Origin of the sequence: Marinomonas sp. NPDC078689 (genome assembly GCF_044542435.1) — a bacterium.
Lineage (GTDB): Bacteria > Pseudomonadota > Gammaproteobacteria > Pseudomonadales > Marinomonadaceae > Marinomonas > Marinomonas arenicola.
This window is the reverse complement of the sequence record NZ_JBITUJ010000008.1, coordinates 19,688-38,827: the sequence shown is the minus strand read 5'-3', so window position 1 is coordinate 38,827 and position 19,140 is coordinate 19,688. Positions and strand designations below refer to the sequence as shown.

Below are 19,140 nucleotides of genomic sequence, written 5' to 3'. Positions count from 1 at the left end.
ATCAGTTTCGTTTAAAAGAGTTGGCAATATTTATGTCCAGAGTTGCGAATACTACGTCAAGTATGTTCGGTCCTGTTAAGTCATAAGTAATACCGAGTTTTTTTAGCACAACAACGCATGATGATGACATCTGCGTGTAAATTAACTTACCTACAGGAAAAACAGACATGTCTGACGTAGTAACTGGTACAGTAAAGTTCTTCAACGAAACTAAAGGTTTCGGTTTCATTACTCAGGATTCAGGTCCTGATGTTTTTGTTCACTTCTCTGCAATCAACACTTCTGGTTTCAAAACTTTGGCTGAAGGCCAAAAAGTTGAATTCCAAGTAGCTCAAGGCAAAAAAGGCCCTGAAGCTCAAAACGTTACTCCTTTATAAGGAAACGTTGCTGAGGTAACCTCAGCAGTGCGAATGCTAAAAAGCGACTTTTAAGTCGCTTTTTTTGTTTTTATACTAAGTGAAATATCGCCAGCCTATGTTGAGCGGTGATGTATTATTTCGTTTAACCTGGTGCTCAGTAGAGTGCTGAAGATAGAGCAGAGGGTGATCTAATGGCGGCTAAATCATTGCAAGAGCAGCTTTTGGGAGCGGGGCTCGTTGATAAAAAGAAAGCCAAAAAGCTAAAAGCAGAACAGTTGCAGCACAAGCAAAAAGTTAAAAAAGGCAAAGCGGTTGCTGAAGATGACAGTGGACGCCAAGCTGAGCTAAAGGCGCAGCGTGAAGAGAAAATCGCAAAAGACCGTTTGCTTAATTTAGAAAAACAGAAAGAACTTGAGTTAAAAGCGGTGCAAGGGCAGATTCGCCAAATGATCTCCCAGAATAGAGTGCGCAAACAAGATGGTGACATCGCTTATCACTTTACCGATGAGAAAAAGGTTAAGAAGCTCTATGTAAGCTCGGAGATGCACGAGGATCTAACTAAGGGACGCTTGGCTATTGCTAAGCTAGAAGCGGCCTATGAGCTTATCCCTGAGCCTGTTGCGCTCAAGATTATTGAAAGAGATGAGAGTTTTATTCTTGTTTGCAATAGTCGCACTGAAAGAGTGGAGGATGAAGAAGATCCTTACGCAGACTTTCAGATCCCTGATGACCTTATGTGGTAGTCAGTTTTTTTCACGACGCTTGTGGTAAAGAACGCCGCAGCGTCTGTGCCCTATAACGCCCTCTCATTGCCTTTCGACACTACCGCGAGTCTCATGACACAGCTCTTTCCCTCCATTTATGGAAGGCCCATAGTACAAAGCGTCTTTTTTTGCCATCACACTCCTTTCTTATTTTTTGCTAGATCTCCTTGTTAAGTCGAGTTATGCTCCCTATTATTGTGCAAAAAATGATTACAAATAGCTGATTTTTATTGCAATTGTATTAATTCGAGAAAAATCTTTTGTTTTTTTATTAATCATGCATATAATAATTACGAAATAGGGATAAACTGTGCAAGTCGCTGACTTGTTGTTGCCTATTTCGTGAGAATGTTTAGATTGTTTGATTGTTGCTTGCACATATCAAGCGCTCATAAAAAGAACGCAATACATCATCTATAAGGGAAACGAGAATGAAAAAATCAATTGTCGCTCTTGCAGTATCTAGCGCTGCTCTTGCCTCTGTCTCTGCTTATGCTGCAGAAGATACGTCTGTAGACTTCTACGGTAACATTCAATACGCATACTCTAGCTCTACCTCAGATGGCACTAACTTCCAAGATAACGGTTCTACCCTTGGTGTGAAAGGTGAGTCAAAAGTTAATGACGACATCACGGCTTTCTTCAAGTACGAACTAGAATTTAAAGCTGATGAGCAAGCTGACCGTGATAGTACTGGTTATAATGAATCCAAACTTGACCAAGCTTATGTTGGTTTGAAAGGTAATTTTGGTAAAGTAACTGTTGGTACCCACGATACTATTTACAACAACGCTATCCAAGATGGCATTGACCAAATGGAATACCTAGGTATTTCTAGTGCATCTGGTTCATCTCAGGGTGATACCATTACTTATTTCTCGCCTTCTATGAGCGGTTTTGAAGTACAGGTAGCGCTGCAAACTAAAGGAACTGATGATAGTTCAACTGATAATGGTGACTTCACAGGCAATGCAGGTATGGCGGTGTTGAAATACACCAACGACCTTATGTCTGTTGCTGTAGGTTACGATTCTCGTGATAACACAGCAGAAGATGATGCTAAATCCACTTCTGGTATTGCAGTAACCGTTACTCCTATGGATAACCTATCCCTTACAGCAAAATACGAAACAACAGAAGATACTGCAGATTACCTAGGTCTTGCTGCTCGTTACGGTTACGGCATGGGTGATGTATACGGTTCTTACGCTAATGTTAATCCTGATGAGTCTCAGGATGACAATGAAACTTACAATGAGTATGCACTTGGTGTGACTTATAGTATCAATAGCGCTATGTATACTTACTTCGAAATCGGTAACTTCGGTAGCGATGTAAAAGACGAAGGTTCTAGCACTACTTCTGTAGTAGGTGTAACTTACGTTTTCTAAGATCATTTTTACCTAGTTAGGTGATGTGATATCTTATTGCTAATAAGGCTCCTTAGGGGGCCTTATTTATAGATAAGATATAGATGATTTTATAAAAGCATTAGTCTTTACTAATGCTTTTGTTTTTTATGGAATAGTTGTTCTTTCTTGTTTTCCTTTTCTTCACTTTAATTTCTTCTTGGTTAGCCAGTCTTTATTTTTGCTTCTTGCCTTTCCTGTTTTAATACTGACTATTTTTCAAAACACCTTTCATTACTTATAATCTGCTTTACTAATCTGCTTGCTATTCATATCCTCATAAAGGTATTTACTCGTTAACAGTATGAGGAATGAAATGAAGTATATTGTCGAAAAGCAGCCATCTGTCTCCTTGCCAATCAATGATAGTGATGCGTTTTTCCCTGTTGGTCGGGTGTATTGCGTTGGGCGTAACTACGCTGCCCATTCACGAGAAATGGGCGATGACCCTGATCGAGATCCGCCGTTCTTCTTTTGCAAAGATGCGACGTGCGTAACGCCTGTTTCCTATGATACTAATAATGCCATTGCTTACCCTATGGCCACTTCTCAGTTTGAATATGAGGCTGAGTTAGTGGTGGCTATTGGTAAAGGCGGTACGAACTTGTCTCTTGCTCAGGCGAAAGACGCTGTGTTGGGTTATGCCATTGGTTTGGATATGACTCGCCGTGACTTGCAGGGGCAGGCAAAGAAAAAAGGCCGCCCTTGGGAAGTGGGGAAATCCTTCGATCAATCGGCGCCAATAGGCCCGATTACGCTCTACTCCACTGATTTAGCTAACAATATTGCTTCCAGCGACATTTCCCTTTTGGTCAATGGGGAGGTGAAGCAAAGCAGTAATATTGCAAATTTGACTTGGTCTATTGAAGAGGTGATCGTTAAGCTGTCTGAGGTTTTCGAGCTGCGCCCTGGGGATCTTATTATGACGGGTACCCCGGAGAATGTTGGGCCGGTTGTTGTTGGCGATGAAATGCTAGTGAGTATTCCTGCGCTGGGGAATATCACGGTTAAGGTGACAGATTAAAGTCTGTAAAGCGTGCTTGAAGCTTTTTAGTTTGAAGGTCGTTCGCTTCTTTTAGTAGGTGAATGGCCACTTCTGCAGTGCAAAGCCCGGCTTCTTTTTGATTTCTGCGTTTAGTGTAAGCAGAGCTTTCTCCTTGGATTTCATAGTGTGGAAAGCGCGCTAAGTAAGGGGATTGGTTGTACATTTTTCTGGCCTGCTGCCAGGTTCCATCCAGTATGATAATGTTTTGCAGGTGGCAAATTTCTTCTTTTTCTAGGGTTAATGAGGTAGGGCTTTTTAAATACACAATGGCGGTATTTAGAGGGTCGAGTGCTAATAAATCTTGATTAGGTTCTTTTCTCGCCCATATGATTATGTGACATTGATCGGTTAATATTTCCTTTACTAGTTTTCCTGTGCCACTTTCTTTTTTTAATTCTTCATTGTGTGTTAATAGCCAAATTTTCATCAGTTCTTCTTGTGTGATCTATATTGGAGACATGTTTTTTGGTTATAAAAGATAGTCCAAATAGGGCATCTTTTCTGCTTCTGGTCAGTCTATTTTATATTATTTACGTTTTTTAACAAAGATGCTCTTGATGGGCTTCACATTTGTTTTTCTACGACATATTATCGAAGGGTCAGTATGTTTTTAAAACCATATATATGGAAATATATTGAGTACTTCAGAGGACGACTAAAAGAATTTGATCTTTTAGTGTTTTAATCGATTGCTGTATGAATAGCAGTATAAAAAGAAATGAGGTTTGTATGTCAGGTCAATTAGTATCCGGAATTGTGAAATGGTTTAATGATGAAAAAGGTTTTGGTTTCATTGAGCGTGAAGGTGGCCCAGATGTTTTTGTTCATTTTCGTGCAATTAACGGTACTGGTCGTAAAACACTAGCAGAAGGTCAAAAAGTCTCTTTTGAAGTGACTCAAGGTCAAAAAGGCCCTCAAGCCGAAAATGTTACCGTCATCTAAGCAAATTGCTTAAGTGAAAAATGGGTCTTTATGACCTTTAAAAGCCATGCTCTTGCGTGGTTTTTTTATGCCTGTCTTTTGCTGTATATTCAAACCTTAATCTTGTTTATTGGTTTGAGAGTAAGTTTTGTTCCCTATTTTATATTCTTTTCGCCGTTGTCCTTATGCAATAAGGGCGAGATATTGTTTGGCTATTCTCGGTGTGCGAGTGCAGCTAAGAGAAGTGGTGTTAAAAGCAAAACCTAACGCTCTGTTGTCTTTAGGTGGTTCTTCCACTGTGCCCCAGTTGCTCACTCAAAATGGAGAGCGTTTACCACAAAGCCTGGATGTTATATTTTGGTCGCTGGCGCAAACTGAAAATCATTCCTTAGCGGCTTCACTGTGGCCATTACAAAAAACAGCTCAGCAGAAGATAGTATCTTGGTTGAATTACAACGACCGTTTTTTTAAGTATTGGTTGGATCGTTATAAATACGCAGATCGCCATCCTGATTTTCCAGAGCAATATTATCGAATGCGAGGAGAGGTTTTTTTAGCTCGTTTAGAGGCGCGGCTTAGTGCTCGGGCTTTTATAATGGGGGATCAGATGTCTTTGGCGGACATTTGTCTTTTTCCTTTTATACGTCAATTTGCGGCAGTGGATTCAGACTGGTTTAACGCCAGTAAGTACGAAAAAGTTAAGGGGTGGTTATCAGGCTTCTTGATGTCTGAATCTTTTTCTGAAGTGATGAAAAAGTACCCAGCGTGGGAGGAGGGGCAAGAGGTTGTGTATTTTCCGCGTTAATCTAAAGCACCCACAACATGGATTTGCACGCTGTGGGTGTTTGGTTTTTTTAAGTTAGTCGATTAACCCAAAGCTAACCCAGTACCAAAAACTCGGATCGGCGTCGCTTGGCAATGGTAGCGGAATGAAGTCGCCTTCAGCGTTAATATGAGGCGAATCTGGGTAGGTCTTCTGTAATACTGATAGGTTGAGCAGTGCTAAGTTAGTTAGCTTCAGGTCATTGTAAGACTGGATGCTAATGGCAAGCGCTTCTTCAACAGACGTTGAGCTTGGGTAGTGTTCGATTACCGCTTGGCTGCGGCGTAAAGCGGAAAGAGGGGCTTTACGTTTCAAGTAGTATCGAGCAACCTGCAATTCATGACGTGCTATGGTGTTACGCAAGAAAATCATTCTGGCTTTTGCATCTGGTGCATAATCGCTGGTTGGGTAGCGGTATAAGAAATCGCTCATTTCTCTAAAGGCTTTTTGCAGCTCTTTGGAGTCTGTTTTACTTGGGTCAATATCTAGATAGCGTTGAATCAAGCTTTGTGAGCCGACGTAGGTCGATAGCGCTCGCATATAGTATGCATAATCAATGGCATCGTGATCAGGGTGGTTTTTGATAAAGCGCTCTGCAGTGGCGTGAGCAGAAATATAATCGCCCGATTCATATTGCGCATAAATTAGGTCAAGCTCAGCGCGCGTGCTAAATTCACCGAATGGGTAGCGCGTGTCCAAATCTTGTAAGTTTTTTGCGGCGGTAGCCGGCAAACCTTCTGCAAACGCTTGTTGCGCTTTTTCGTAATAAGCATGTTCTGGAAGGTCAGGTTCTTGAACCTGTGAACTTGAACATGCGGCGAGAAGTAAAGAAAAACTGGCGATTCCTGCGAATCGGAGCAGCGAGTGATTAAATCCCATGTATAATCAAAACCTTGAAGTGGTAAATTAGCCTCTATCGGCATTTTGTAGCGTTCTATTGCGAAATCAAAGTAAAAGGCAAGATGCTACACGTTTTTTCACATTCAGATCTTATGATAAAATCACAGGTCTGAAAACAACAGATTAAAGTACATTGTATGGCAGAGCGCATAGTAAAAGAAGCCCAGGTCCCTTTTGATTTAGGTGGTAACCGATTTGACCAAGTAGCTACTGAGCTATTTAGTGATTATTCCCGTTCCAGAATCAAGACATGGATCAAAGAAGGAACCTTGCTCGTTGATGGCAAAATCACCAAGCCAAAAGAAAAGCTGTTTGGTGGCGAAGTGGTGACTCTGAACGTGGTTCTTGAAGCTCAGGCGGATCATGAGGCACAAGAAATGCCGCTGGATATCGTTTATGAAGACGACGATATTATTGTTGTGAATAAGCCAGCAGGCTTAGTGGTTCACCCAGCAGTGGGAAACCGAGATGGCACCTTGATGAATGCTATTTTGCACCATGCACCAGAAACGGCTCATGTCCCTAGAGCAGGTATTGTTCACCGTCTCGATAAAGAGACAACCGGCCTGATGGTGGTTGCAAAAACGTTGGCAGCGCAAACAGACTTAGTGGCTCAGTTGCAAGAGCGCAGCATGGGCCGTGAGTACGAAGCGATTGCGATTGGTGAGATGACAGGCGGTGGTATCGTGGATGAACCAATTGGTCGTCACCCTCATAATCGTCAAAAAATGGCGGTTGAGCCAGTTAATGGTAAGGATGCGGTAACGCATTATCGTTTGGTGAAGCGTTATAAAAACCACACGCATATACGTCTTAAGCTTGAGACTGGGCGAACGCATCAAATCCGTGTTCATATGTCGTTTATTCAATACCCATTGGTAGGGGACCCGCAATACGGTGGGCGCCTTAAAATGCCAAAAGCTTGCTCGCCAGAGTTGCAGGATTCGTTGAGGCATTTTCGTCGTCAAGCATTGCACGCGAAACGATTAGAGCTAGCGCATCCTATTACTGGTGATTGGATGGAGTGGGAAATAGACCTTCCCAAAGACATGCAGTCACTACTGGATGCCTTGAAAAAGGATATGGTAGAGTCAGGCAGTGACGATTCCGAATATTTTTAATAAAGAAGCAGCGAAAGCTGCTTTTTTATTGTCTGTTGATTGTTGGAGGTTAAGTTAGTGGATACATCGACACCAGCCCATATTGTGGCTTCTTGGCCTGCGCCAGCCAATGTGAAGGCATACACTTCAACGCGTCAGGGTGGCGTGAGCCAGGGGGAATTTGCGTCGCTTAATTTAGGTGCGCATGTTGGCGATAGTGAGGCTGATGTGCTGGCGAATCGACGCTTATTCTCTTCTCGTGTTGATATGCCTGATAACTTGGTTTGGTTGAATCAAGTGCACGGTACTCATGTGCTCGCCTTGCCGAGTGTTCAGCCGCTCATAGAAGCAGATGGCGCAGTGACGCAGCAGGAAAACCAGGTGTGTGCGGTATTAACAGCGGATTGCTTGCCGGTTTTTTTCTGTAATAAGCAAGGCTCTCAAGTGGCGGTTGCCCATGCGGGCTGGCGTAGCTTGTGTTTTGGTGTGCTGGAGGAAACGCTCACGCACTTTAATGATTCTGATGAGATTTTAGTCTGGCTAGGACCTGCTATTGGGCCGGCCGCTTTTGAAGTGGGCGGCGAAGTAAGACAAGCATTCATTGAGCAGCAAGCTGAAGCAGAAGCGGCTTTTGTGTCGAAGGGAAATGGAAAGTGGCTAGGAAACCTTTATTTGCTGGCAAAGCAAAGACTGGCGGCTCACGGAGTAACGGAAGTGTATGGTGGGGATTTTTGTACCTATCAAAACGATGACGATTTCTTCTCTTATCGTCGCTCTGGAAAAACGGGAAGAATGGCTTCTGTTATTTGGTTTGAGAAAAGAATTGAAGAGGAGGAAGGGGAGTAGATTGTGGTTTTATTGATGGGTGTCAATAAAATGACACTCGTCCATTGAAAAGGGGATAAGTGGACATATTAAATGAGTAACAAGAGATATTTCCCTTTTTCAAGGAGGTCAAAATGCGAATCGAGCGTTTAACAAGTAAGCTTCAGATGGCTCTGTCTGATGCGCAGTCAATCGCGCTGGGTCAGGATCATTCTTATATCGAGTCCCTTCATTTACTCATGGCTTTGCTGGATCAGCAAGGTGGCAGTACTCGTCCTATTCTACAGCAAGCTGGGGTTCAGGTTGCTAAATTCCGTGACAGTCTAGACGCGCTCTTAGATCGCTTGCCTAAGGTTAATGACCATGATGGTAATGTTCAAATGTCGCCTGAATTAGGGCGCCTAATGAACCTTGCAGATAAAGAAGCGCAAAAGCGTAAAGATCAATTTATTTCATCTGAACTGGTTCTGATGGCCATGTTTGATGGCAAAGACGATGTGGCCAAGACGCTAAAGGCGACGGGTGTTACCAAGGCGGACATCGCTTCTGTGATTGACAGTGTGCGTGGTGGTGAGTCGGTTAATGATCCAAATGCCGAGGAAAATCGACAAGCGTTGGATAAATATACGGTTGATCTGACGACCAAGGCAGCCGAAGGTAAGCTTGATCCTGTGATTGGTCGAGACGATGAAATTCGCCGTACGATTCAAGTTTTACAACGTCGTCGTAAAAATAACCCTGTGTTAATTGGTGAGCCTGGTGTCGGTAAAACCGCCATTGTAGAAGGTTTAGCGCAACGGATTATCAATGGTGAAGTGCCTGAGGGCCTTAAGAATAAGCGAGTGCTTTCGCTTGATATGGGCTCCTTGATTGCTGGCGCTAAATATCGTGGTGAATTTGAAGAGCGCCTCAAGGCGGTGTTGAGTGAATTGTCTAAGCAAGAAGGGCAAATTATTCTGTTTATTGATGAGATCCATACCATGGTAGGGGCGGGCAAGTCTGAAGGCTCTATGGATGCGGGCAACATGCTGAAACCTGCGCTGGCACGTGGTGAGCTTCATTGTGTCGGGGCAACCACATTAGATGAGTATCGTCAGTACATTGAGAAAGACGCTGCATTAGAGCGTCGCTTCCAGAAAGTATTGGTCGAAGAACCTAGTGTGTTGGATTCGATTGCCATATTACGTGGTTTAAAAGAGCGCTACGAGGTCCACCATGGGGTAGATATTACTGATTCGGCCATTATCGCCGCGGCTAAGTTGTCGCAGCGCTATATTACCGATCGTCAATTGCCGGATAAGGCGATTGATTTGATTGATGAGGCAGCCAGTCGTATTCGCATGGAGATGGACTCTAAGCCTGAAAATATGGACCGTCTAGAGCGACGTCTAATTCAGCTCAAAATTGAAAAAGAAGCGCTTAAGAAAGAAACAGATCGAGCATCCAAGGTGCGTTTGGGTGAGCTAGAGAGCGAAATTGACGACTTGCAAAAGCAGTATTCTGATTTCGAGGAAATTTGGAATGCGGAAAAAGCCGCTTTGCAAGGCGCTCAAAAGTTAAAAGAAGAGTTGGAATCGGTTAAGCAAGAGATGGAAGAAGCGCGTCGTAATGGTAATTTAGCCAAAATGTCAGAGTTGCAATATGGGGTCATTCCTATGTTGGAAGCTGAGATTGAAAAAGCGGGTAAAGCGGAAGAAGAAACGCAGATGACGCTGTTAAAGAATCGTGTGACCGAAGAAGAAATAGCGACTGTGGTGGCTCGCTGGACCGGCATTCCAATGGAAAAAATGCTGGAAGGGGATCGCGATCGATTGTTGCGCATGGAAGACGCCTTGCATGAGTCTGTTATTGGTCAAGACGAAGCGGTTCAGGCGGTCTCTAATGCAGTAAGACGCTCTCGTTCAGGGTTGGCTGATCCTAACCGCCCTAATGGCTCATTTCTCTTCTTAGGCCCTACAGGTGTCGGTAAGACTGAGTTGTGTAAGTCATTGGCTAGGTTCTTGTTTGATACCGACCAGGCGATGGTGAGAATCGACATGTCTGAGTTTATGGAGAAGCACTCTGTTGCGCGTTTGATTGGTGCGCCTCCAGGTTATGTTGGCTATGAAGAAGGCGGTTATTTAACGGAAGCGGTTAGACGACGTCCTTACTCTGTGTTGTTGTTGGATGAAATAGAGAAGGCTCACCCTGATGTGTTTAATATTTTGCTGCAAGTGCTTGATGATGGTCGTTTAACCGACGGACAGGGGCGCACAGTCGATTTTAGAAACACTGTGATAGTGATGACCTCAAACCTAGGGTCTGACGTGATACAAGAGTACCGTTCGAACGATCAATACGAAGACATTAAAGCTAAGGTGATGGAAGTGGTGGGTATGCACTTTAGACCTGAGTTTATTAACCGTATTGATGAAACCGTGGTCTTCCACCCATTAATGCAGTCACAAATAAAAGGCATTGCTAAGATCCAGCTTGCGCATTTGAATGATCGTTTGGCTGAGCTTGGCATGACATTGAGCTTGAGTGAGGCCGCATCGGATCAATTGGCTGAGGTGGGTTATGATCCTGTGTATGGGGCGCGCCCATTGAAACGTGCTATACAGCAATGGATTGAAAACCCATTGGCCAATCAGCTGCTGTCCGGTGGTTTTGTGTCGGGCGACAATATTCTTGCTGAGGTGGAGGATGAGCAAATAGTGTTTAAAAAAGCCCTGTGATCTCAGTGCTTGTTGTGGCGTATAAAAAACTCACCCTAGCGGTGAGTTTTTTATAGGGGCTTATTGCTTACTGTAAGGGCGAACGAAAAAAGCCAGTATGACGATGTGTCATACTGGCTTTTTTGTTTTCTTGTTCTCTTAATGGCGAATTAGAAGTCGATAAAGGCACCGACAAACACACCAGAGAAATCACTTTTGATGTCTTTTCCATCAATGTCGTCTAGGTCTAGGTCGATTTTGCGGTAACCGCCTTCAAGACCAACCAAGAAAGGACTTTGGTATTTTACTTTAAGCGTGGTGTCCGTGATGCTGGAGCCATCAAAGCCGCCTGCTTTAACTTCGCCACCAAAAGATAAGCGCGTGCCTGGTACGGTTACGTAGCCAGCGACATAGCCTAATGGGTAGAAGTCAGATAGGTTGGATTTATCACCATCAAGGGATACTGAGCCGTCAAATTTTCGTACGGTAAGACCTGCGTCTAGATCGATCCAAAGTAAGCCATCAAGAAATTCGTAGTAAAGCGTGTAGTCTTGGTGGGAAAGGTCAAGTTTGGCTGATTTTCCATCAGAGCTGCCGTTTGCCTTCAGATCAAGGGTTTGAAAGCGAACATTTGGAATCAGTGGTAATGGGTGCTCAAAAGCAATACCAAAATAGGTGCCGCTCTTACCGTCTAGGTCGGCTGATTTTTTGCTGCTGCCACTGTCTGAAATATAGCTATCATCGGCGCTGGGTGAGTAAGAACCAACCTCGGCAGTCAGGCCTAAAATATCGGCTTGTGCTGTGCCTGCTAATAGGGCGGTGGTAAGAAGTAGGGCTGGCTTCATCATAACGTACATCCATAAATCAGAAATTGACAAATTTCTTCCATTATAGGTCTTCGTGTAACAAAATCCAGAGAAATAAGGAGGAAAATGGATGTAATGTGGCGTGAGATATTGCTGGAAAATGATGGCTGGGGTAGCAGGATTCGAACCTACGCATGACAGGATCAAAACCTGTTGCCTTACCGCTTGGCGATACCCCAAAGAATCATTTTTTTCGAGTGGTGGCTATGACTAGATTCGAACTAGTGACCCCATCATTATGAGTGATGTGCTCTAACCAACTGAGCTACATAGCCTAAATTGTATCTATAACGTGTGACGATGGCTGGGGTAGCAGGATTCGAACCTACGCATGACAGGATCAAAACCTGTTGCCTTACCGCTTGGCGATACCCCATTATCGAGTTGTTGGTGGCTATGACTAGATTCGAACTAGTGACCCCATCATTATGAGTGATGTGCTCTAACCAACTGAGCTACATAGCCGTTGTCTATTGGCTGGGGTAGCAGGATTCGAACCTACGCATGACAGGATCAAAACCTGTTGCCTTACCGCTTGGCGATACCCCAATAGACTGTCACAGAGCCAGTTATCGCAGAACGATCTGCTGTCTCTGTGGCGCGATATTATTCATATAACCCGTTAACGGGTCAAGTGTTTTCTTTAATGTTTTATAAAAAATCAAACATTAAAACGGAAATGCATGACGTCGCCGTCTTTCACAATGTAGTCTTTTCCTTCTAGACGCCATTTCCCAGCTTCTTTTGCGCCACTTTCACCCTGGTATTGAATAAAATCGTCGTAGGCAACAACTTCTGCGCGGATAAAGCCTTTTTCAAAGTCCGTGTGGATCACACCAGCGGCCTGTGGGCCGGTTGCGCCTTGTTTGACTGTCCATGCACGCACTTCTTTTACGCCCGCTGTAAAGTAGGTCTGAAGGCCGAGAAGCTCATAGCCTGCGCGAATGACGCGATCAAGACCTGGCTCTGTCATGCCCATCTCATCAAGGAATTCTTGCATTTCTTCTGCGTCTAGCTCAGAAATTTCTGCTTCAAGCTGATTACAGATAGGCACCACCATGGCGCCTTCTGCCGCGGCGATTTCACGCACTTGATCTAGGTGAGGGTTATTTTCAAAACCGTCTTCTGCCACGTTCGCAATGTACATGGTGGGTTTGGTTGTCAACAGGTGAAAAGATCTGACTTCTTTTTGTTGATCGTCAGACAATTTCATAGCACGCACAGGCAAGCCGTTTTCTAGGTGCTCTTTAATGCTTTCAAGAAAGGCTTTGTGGGCAATGGCGTCTTTGTTGCCGCTTTTGGCGTTTTTCGCGGTGCGGAATAATTGTTTCTCGATGGACTCTATATCAGCAAAGATAAGCTCTAGGTTAATGACTTCGATGTCTGATTTAGGGTCTACTTTATTTGATACATGGATGACGTTTTCGTCTTCAAAGCAACGAACAACATGAGCAATGGCATCTGTTTCGCGAATGTTAGCAAGGAATTTATTGCCCAGTCCTTCGCCTTTTGACGCGCCTTCTACAAGACCTGCAATATCAACGAATTCCATCGTGGTTGCTAGTGTGCGTTCAGGCTTCACGATTGCTGCGAGCGCATCTAAGCGAGGGTCGGGCATAGCAACGACGCCGGCATTGGGCTCGATGGTGCAAAAAGGGAAGTTTTCTGCGCCGATACCAGCTTTGGTAAGGGCGTTAAAAAGAGTGGATTTACCAACGTTAGGTAAGCCTACGATGCCGCAATTAAAACCCATAGTGAGATTCCTGAATGATTAAATGATTATGCTTTGAAGCTGTGTAATTGGTTCATAACAGCGTTTAGGTTGCCGCGTACGATGTCATCAACGTAGCGTAATGATTCGTCGATTGTCTGTTCTATTTTGCTGTAGTCATCTGGCGATGCTTTTTTAAGAACATAATTTGCGACTTGGCTGGCGTGTCCCGGGTGTCCGATACCGATGCGCAAACGACCAAACTCTCGGTTGTTTGCAAGCTTCGCTATGATGTCTTTTAGACCGTTATGGCCACCGTGACCGCCACCTTTTTTAAGTTTGACAGTACCAGGAGGGATGTCCAGTTCGTCATGGATGACAAGAACTTCTTCTGGAGGGATTTTGTAAAACTGACAAACCGCTTGAACGGCTTTGCCACTTAAATTCATATAGGTGGTGGGAATAAGCAAATAGCATTCTTCACCAGCTATAGAAACTTTGCCAAATTGGCCTGAGAACTTCTTTTCAGAACGCAAAAGGCACTGGCTCTGACGAGCCAATGCCTCAACCCATTGGGCGCCTGCATTGTGACGAGTGTTCTCGTATTCGTTACCTGGATTACCCAGACCGACTAATAATTTGAAACCTGCCACAATGCTACCTTCAATGATCTTAACGTTTAGATTTGTCGATACGACCGATTGGTTGGTTGTGATCTTCGCCTTTAAGCAAAGCAATCAACTCAACGCCTTCTGGTAGTGTTGCATCAGATAGGTGGAAGATCTGACCAAGTTGGCCATTGATAGTATCAACGATCAATTCAGCAGGTAGGTTAGCTGGTAGACAGCGAACTTCAGCCAGTTTCGCTTCAACAGTCAAACGACCGCCTTGGCTCTTAACGCCTTCACTTTTCGCAGCGTTGATGAAACTTAAAGGAACACGAGTTGTGATCACAGTGTTTTCAGCGATGCGCAATAGGTCCATGTGCATTACTGCACCAGTTGCTGGGTGGCGTTGAAGTGCTTTAACAAGTACTTTTTCAGCTTGGCCATCAACAGATACTTCAACAACACTAGTTAAGAAACCAGGTGTAGAAACAGCTTTAAGAACTTCGTTATCTTTTAGAGTAACGGATTTTGGTTCAACGTCGCCACCGTAGATGACAGCAGGCACTAGGCCTTCTTTACGAAGGCGGCGGCTCGCACCTTTACCTTCTTCAGTACGTGCAACGGCATTAATTGATAATGTCATGGTATTTTCCTAATTAATAATAAGTGGTGCCCAGAACTGCGACCCGTTCCGAGCGAAAGTGTTTGGCTTAGGCCCCAAACATGGCACTGATAGACTCTTCGTTGCAAACGCGACGAACAGCCTCCGCCATAATGTCAGACATCGACAATTGGCGTATTTGAGGGCAATTTTGCGCCTCTTGTGTCAATGGGATGGTATCAGTCACGACCAACTCATCAAGCACGGAATTTTTTACGTTTTCAATGGCTTTGCCAGAGAGAACAGGGTGTGTGCAATAAGCTAATACTTTTGCCGCGCCGTGTTCTTTTAGTGCTTTTGCCGCGGCACACAATGTACCTCCGGTGTCACACATATCATCGATAAGAACGCAGGTCTTGCCTGCAACATCGCCAATCAAATGCATAATTTGCGCTTCATTAGCGCGTGGACGACGTTTGTCGATGATCGCAAGATCGGCGTCATCTAATAGTTTCGCAAAAGCACGAGCACGGACAACACCACCAACATCTGGAGAAACCACGGCAATGTTTTCATGGCCTTGGCGCTGAAGATCATCCAGTAGTAGTGGGGTGGCATAGACGTTGTCGACTGGAATGTCGAAAAAGCCTTGGATCTGATCCGCGTGAAGGTCAACCGTTAATACTCGGTTAATGCCAACTGCAGAAATCATATCGGCAACCACTTTTGCGGTAATCGGTACGCGAGCAGAACGAACTCGACGGTCTTGGCGAGCGTAACCGAAATATGGAATCACCGCGGTAACTCGGGAAGCGGATGCTCGACGTAGCGCATCTGCCATCACGATTAATTCCATTAAATTATCATTACTAGGGGCGCACGTGGATTGGATAATAAAAACGTCTTTACCGCGGACATTTTCATTGATCTCGACCGCAATTTCTCCGTCGCTAAATTTACCTACGGTTGCATTGCCAATAGGTAGCCCTAAGCGGCGAACCACCCTGCGAGCGAGTTCAGGGTTTGCATTACCGGTAAAAACCATCAACTTGGACACTGTGTATACCCTTTGTATTTTATAACTATGAACATAGGTGGCTGACGTAGTGCGCTAATAACATGCGAATTACGCTTTGTTTTTCTCGATCCACTGATTTAATGCAGTATGAGTCGGGGAAAGGTTACAGCCTTGGCAAACCCAAGCTTGCCATTTTTCAGGTGTAGACGCTCTTAGTCGCTCAGCGTCTTGACGATTATGAAACGTTAAAAAGAGGCAGGCACCGGTCCCGGTCAGTTTGGCGTCACCGTGATTTTTAAGCCACAAATACGCGTCATTTACTTCAGGATTGTGCTTTATTACCACGTTTAAACAATCATTACGCCCGCCCAGCGTTAAGGCGTGCGATATTTTGATGGGAGGGGTGTCTCTTGTCAAATGTTTATCGGTAAATATTTGACCAGTTGAGACGTGGCAATCGGGTTTTATGATTAAAAAATACGGGGTCTCTAGCTCGACGGGTTGGAGTTGCTCACCCACACCTTGAGCAAACGCCGATGTACCCATGACAAAAACAGGCACATCGGCTCCTAACTGAAGCCCTAAATTGGCTAGCGTTTGTAAAGAAAGGCCGCATTGCCATAAGGTGTTTAGGGCGAGTAAAGTCGTGGCCGCGTTGGAGCTTCCTCCGCCAATGCCTCCACCCATAGGTAATTGTTTTTCTAGAACAATATTGACACCATGATAAGCATGTTTGCGATAAGGTTTGAGCAGTTCTGCCGCTTTAAAAATCAGATTGTCAGATGTCGGCAGAGTAGGAATATCAGGTGATATGCTCACACTATCTTGTTCGTTTATATCAAAGGTTAAGGTGTCGCAAAAATCAGTCAGTTGAAAAAGCGTTTGCAGGTCATGGTAGCCGTCACTACGCTGACCGGTAATGTGCAAAAAAAGGTTCAATTTCGCCGGTGAAGGGAGTTTCATAGAATTTACTGAATAGTCCATTGGGTGATTATTAAATTAACACGATAGGGTGGGCGAGAAACTTGCATTTTTTGTGGCAAAGACAAGCCGCGGATGTTGGAAAATTTCTGATAAGAAATGGTCCAGCCATCTTGTGTGATTTCTTCCGGCAATTCACTGTTTTGTGATTTTTTTACTGTGCTTGGGGTGTTGGGGTAGGGTAATCCTCGGATCCAATAGGTTACTTGGCGGACTGGAAATTGCCACCCCAAGCGTTGCTTAAGAAGTTGTTCGGCATCATAACCTTCTGCTTTTTGGTCTTCGTAGGCCAATACCACTTTACCGTCTTTGCTTTTGCTTAATTCTGTACTGCCCTGCCCAAATGGACCGTAAATGCGTAAATCAAATGTGTTAGGGCTGTGCTGCCAGTTAAAATTCCCAGACACGGCATCGTGTTCTGTTCGAATCCCAACACGGCCTTCGGCTTCCCATTGTTTGATGGTGCTAACGCTAGAAGGCGGCGGTGTTTGTACCTGTGGTTGACTGGTACAAGCCGCCAATAGCGTTGTCAGCAATGCCAATAAGGTAACGCGAAAAAACATCATTGATTGTCCTTAATAGTGTTGTCTAGAAGAGAGGGGGAAAGTCTCTTTATGGTTTCTAATAATAAACTGTTCTGAGGGCTTTCTTTAAGCGCTTTTTCCCAGATATAGGCGGCTTGGTTATGGGCCTTTTGTTGCCATAAAACCTCGCCGTAATGGGCTCCGATTTCAGCGTCTTGTAATGTGTTCCATGCTTTTTTTAGATAAAAAGAAGCGCTGGTTAATTTGCCTTGTAAAAATAACCCCCACCCTAAGCTGTCAATAATAGCAGGATCTTCTGGGTCTTGTTGGTAGGCTTCTTCGATATAGTGCATCGCTTCATCGATGTTTTTAGTGCGCGTTAATAGGGTATAACCTAAAGCGTTAAGGTATTGAGCGTCTTGCGGCTTTTTGTCTAATAAATGCTTTAAATCTGTGATGGTGTTTTGCCAATTGCCCATGCTGTCTTCAAGCAGTGCTTTACGATAACGCAAGGCGTCAGAGTGTGGATACGCTGTTAGCGCATCGTTTAACAGCGCTAATGATAAATCATTGTGCTGTTTCTCTTCGTGTAAGCGGCAAATGCTCGTGACGACTTCAGGGATGTGCTCTCTGTGCGTTCGATTGAGCACCATGCTATTGATTTCGTTTTCCCTATGCTCGTCATAAAGCCACAAGGCTATTTGGCTGGTGGCGTGAGTGTTGAGGACGCCAGACACCGTTTTCATTTCTTTAATGGCTTGGGGCTTTTCTCCCATATCAGAAAGGGCGGTTGCGATTAAATAACCGACTTGGTTCTCAAGGCCGTATTTATTTTCCGGTAATGCTCTCAACGTCGTTAAGGCTGTCTTTGGGTGCCCAGTGGCAATGAGTAGGTTGCTAAAGGTAATGCCAGCTTGGGTGTGATCTGAGTGTGTGAGAGCGGTGTTTTGGTAACTTTTTACGGCCTTTTTAATTTCCCCAGAATGTACTAAAAACTCCAATAATGGTGTGAGTAGGCGAGTGCTTCGAGGGAAGTGAGACAATCCTTTTTCCAGCGTGGATATGGCGCTTTTTTGGTTTCCTAATTGATCTTGGCTATAGGCAAGAAGGAGGTATAAAGGCTCTGTGTCGGTTGTTTTTTTGTTGGCTAATAGTGCTTTGGTGGTCTGGATTGTGGCTTTGTAATCGCCAGCACTGAATTGCACCCGTGCATCGCTTGCCTTAACTGAAAGGTTATTGTGGTAGCTGTCTGGCAATTGCGCCAAAGTGCGGGTGACGGTATTGATCAAATCCGTGTTGCGAATGTTTTTATCAATATAAAGAGGTAAAAAATGAGCCGAAACGCCCTTATCAATGATTGAGCTTAGTAGTGCGGTCGCTTCGTCAGGGCGATGAGATTGCAACAGCATCTGTAATTTCAGTGCATAGGCTTGTTCGTTAAAAGGATCAATGGAAATAAGCAAGTTAGTGCTTTTTTCGATGTTTATATTGCTCTGACTGGCGGCTGAAATCTGCATAAGTCGCTCAGCTAGATGTTCATCACGTGTTTTCTTAACGAGCTGATAAAATGGCTGAAACGCTTTGCTTGGTCCCTCTCTTTGCAGTGTGAACTCCGCTTCTAAGAGAGCCTCAATTTGATCGTTTGGGTTCTTTGTTGCGCTTGTGTTTGGTGCTGTTTTTTGTGGTTGGGTTGGGGTGTCTGCGGGTTGAGGTGTTGAACTGCAGCCAAATAAAGCAGCCGAGCTTAAAATAAGGAAAAGTGTGGCGGCCGATCTCATCGTAGGCGATTTTTTGTGTGCATAGGCAAAGGTGTGCAAATAAGATGGCATGTGCTTTCTCGATGCTAAATTCATATAAGCCTTATGATATCGTTAGCAGATAGGTTGTGTCAGTCATAACTATAAACTAATCCTATTACTTTTATTGATCCTATGGGGTGCGAAAATAAGCTAATTCCTCGTATAATGTGTCCTCTTTATGTAAAGGGCT

Annotated in this window: 19 protein-coding genes and 5 tRNA genes; 9 read left to right on the top strand and 15 right to left on the bottom strand. The window is 44.3% G+C overall.

Going from position 1 to position 19,140, the window contains the following annotated elements; genetic code table 11:
* Nucleotides 1-167: 167 nt before the first annotated feature.
* The 4 genes from ACIGBN_RS13305 (at nt 168) to ACIGBN_RS13290 (ending at nt 3,556) form a co-directional block, all read left to right on the top strand.
* On the top strand, nt 168-377 hold the full coding sequence (locus tag ACIGBN_RS13305; protein WP_024024079.1) for a cold-shock protein: 210 nt from the start codon (nt 168-170) through the stop codon (nt 375-377).
* 173 nt (nt 378-550) lie between these two features.
* Entirely contained in the window at nt 551-1,102 is a 552-nt protein-coding gene (locus ACIGBN_RS13300) for a DUF2058 domain-containing protein (RefSeq protein WP_133004114.1), read from the top strand.
* A 452-nt stretch (nt 1,103-1,554) separates the two neighbouring features.
* Complete coding sequence (locus ACIGBN_RS13295) at nt 1,555-2,514, top strand: porin (protein ID WP_396665984.1); 960 nt, start codon at nt 1,555-1,557, stop codon at nt 2,512-2,514.
* A 334-nt stretch (nt 2,515-2,848) separates the two neighbouring features.
* The gene (locus ACIGBN_RS13290; RefSeq protein ID WP_396665982.1) at nt 2,849-3,556 is read left to right on the top strand and encodes a fumarylacetoacetate hydrolase family protein; all 708 of its coding nucleotides are present in this window, start codon (nt 2,849-2,851) and stop codon (nt 3,554-3,556) included.
* Here ACIGBN_RS13290 and ACIGBN_RS13285 read toward each other — a convergent pair.
* Nucleotides 3,540-4,004: a DTW domain-containing protein gene (locus tag ACIGBN_RS13285; RefSeq protein WP_396665980.1), complete on the bottom strand. Its 465-nt coding sequence runs from the start codon at nt 4,002-4,004 to the stop codon at nt 3,540-3,542. The genes ACIGBN_RS13290 and ACIGBN_RS13285 overlap by 17 nt on opposite strands.
* A gap of 302 nt (nt 4,005-4,306) precedes the next feature.
* On the opposite strand from ACIGBN_RS13285, the gene ACIGBN_RS13280 reads away from it, so the two are divergent.
* A complete protein-coding gene (locus ACIGBN_RS13280) occupies nt 4,307-4,519 on the top strand; it encodes a cold-shock protein (protein WP_133004110.1) in 213 nt (70 codons plus the stop codon).
* A 127-nt stretch (nt 4,520-4,646) separates the two neighbouring features.
* On the top strand, nt 4,647-5,303 hold the full coding sequence (locus ACIGBN_RS13275; protein WP_396665978.1) for a glutathione S-transferase: 657 nt from the start codon (nt 4,647-4,649) through the stop codon (nt 5,301-5,303).
* A gap of 54 nt (nt 5,304-5,357) precedes the next feature.
* Here the strand turns inward: ACIGBN_RS13275 and ACIGBN_RS13270 are convergent, their stop codons facing one another.
* Entirely contained in the window at nt 5,358-6,200 is an 843-nt protein-coding gene (locus ACIGBN_RS13270) for an outer membrane protein assembly factor BamD (RefSeq protein ID WP_396665976.1), read from the bottom strand.
* Nucleotides 6,201-6,358: 158 nt separating this feature from the next.
* On the opposite strand from ACIGBN_RS13270, the gene rluD reads away from it, so the two are divergent.
* The 3 genes from rluD to clpB all read left to right on the top strand — a co-directional run bounded on the left by rluD (nt 6,359) and on the right by clpB (nt 10,863).
* Complete coding sequence (rluD, locus tag ACIGBN_RS13265; RefSeq protein ID WP_396665974.1) at nt 6,359-7,342, top strand: 23S rRNA pseudouridine(1911/1915/1917) synthase RluD; 984 nt, start codon at nt 6,359-6,361, stop codon at nt 7,340-7,342.
* Between the two features lie 57 nt (nt 7,343-7,399).
* A complete protein-coding gene (gene pgeF, locus ACIGBN_RS13260; RefSeq protein WP_396665972.1) occupies nt 7,400-8,167 on the top strand; it encodes a peptidoglycan editing factor PgeF in 768 nt (255 codons plus the stop codon).
* A 113-nt stretch (nt 8,168-8,280) separates the two neighbouring features.
* Nucleotides 8,281-10,863, top strand: a complete 2,583-nt coding sequence (clpB, locus tag ACIGBN_RS13255; RefSeq protein ID WP_396665970.1) for an ATP-dependent chaperone ClpB — start codon at nt 8,281-8,283, stop codon at nt 10,861-10,863.
* 149 nt (nt 10,864-11,012) lie between these two features.
* On the opposite strand, the gene ACIGBN_RS13250 is transcribed toward clpB, so the two are convergent.
* From ACIGBN_RS13250 to ACIGBN_RS13190, 13 genes are all read right to left on the bottom strand, one after another.
* A complete protein-coding gene (locus ACIGBN_RS13250; RefSeq protein ID WP_396665968.1) occupies nt 11,013-11,690 on the bottom strand; it encodes a TIGR04219 family outer membrane beta-barrel protein in 678 nt (225 codons plus the stop codon).
* Between the two features lie 122 nt (nt 11,691-11,812).
* Nucleotides 11,813-11,887, bottom strand: a tRNA-Gln gene (locus ACIGBN_RS13245).
* A 19-nt stretch (nt 11,888-11,906) separates the two neighbouring features.
* A tRNA-Met gene (locus ACIGBN_RS13240) sits at nt 11,907-11,983 on the bottom strand.
* Between the two features lie 26 nt (nt 11,984-12,009).
* Nucleotides 12,010-12,084 (bottom strand) — tRNA-Gln (locus tag ACIGBN_RS13235).
* A gap of 12 nt (nt 12,085-12,096) precedes the next feature.
* Nucleotides 12,097-12,173: transfer RNA gene (locus ACIGBN_RS13230), tRNA-Met, on the bottom strand.
* 9 nt (nt 12,174-12,182) lie between these two features.
* A tRNA-Gln gene (locus ACIGBN_RS13225) sits at nt 12,183-12,257 on the bottom strand.
* Between the two features lie 112 nt (nt 12,258-12,369).
* Nucleotides 12,370-13,461, bottom strand: a complete 1,092-nt coding sequence (ychF, locus tag ACIGBN_RS13220) for a redox-regulated ATPase YchF (protein ID WP_396665966.1) — start codon at nt 13,459-13,461, stop codon at nt 12,370-12,372.
* A gap of 26 nt (nt 13,462-13,487) precedes the next feature.
* Complete coding sequence (pth, locus tag ACIGBN_RS13215; protein ID WP_133004104.1) at nt 13,488-14,072, bottom strand: aminoacyl-tRNA hydrolase; 585 nt, start codon at nt 14,070-14,072, stop codon at nt 13,488-13,490.
* A gap of 19 nt (nt 14,073-14,091) precedes the next feature.
* Nucleotides 14,092-14,670 (bottom strand): 50S ribosomal protein L25/general stress protein Ctc, encoded by a 579-nt coding sequence (locus tag ACIGBN_RS13210; protein WP_133004103.1) that lies wholly within the window; start codon nt 14,668-14,670, stop codon nt 14,092-14,094.
* Nucleotides 14,671-14,737: 67 nt separating this feature from the next.
* Nucleotides 14,738-15,685 carry a ribose-phosphate diphosphokinase gene (locus tag ACIGBN_RS13205; protein WP_133004102.1) on the bottom strand — a complete coding sequence of 316 codons (948 nt, stop codon included), beginning with the start codon at nt 15,683-15,685 and terminating at the stop codon, nt 14,738-14,740.
* Nucleotides 15,686-15,754: 69 nt separating this feature from the next.
* Nucleotides 15,755-16,609: a 4-(cytidine 5'-diphospho)-2-C-methyl-D-erythritol kinase gene (gene ispE, locus ACIGBN_RS13200; protein WP_396665963.1), complete on the bottom strand. Its 855-nt coding sequence runs from the start codon at nt 16,607-16,609 to the stop codon at nt 15,755-15,757.
* A gap of 5 nt (nt 16,610-16,614) precedes the next feature.
* On the bottom strand, nt 16,615-17,193 hold the full coding sequence (gene lolB / locus ACIGBN_RS13195) for a lipoprotein insertase outer membrane protein LolB (RefSeq protein WP_243712041.1): 579 nt from the start codon (nt 17,191-17,193) through the stop codon (nt 16,615-16,617).
* Nucleotides 17,190-18,980, bottom strand: a complete 1,791-nt coding sequence (locus ACIGBN_RS13190; protein ID WP_396665961.1) for a tetratricopeptide repeat protein — start codon at nt 18,978-18,980, stop codon at nt 17,190-17,192. The genes lolB and ACIGBN_RS13190 overlap by 4 nt, the downstream gene beginning before the upstream one ends.
* Nucleotides 18,981-19,140 lie beyond the last annotated feature (160 nt).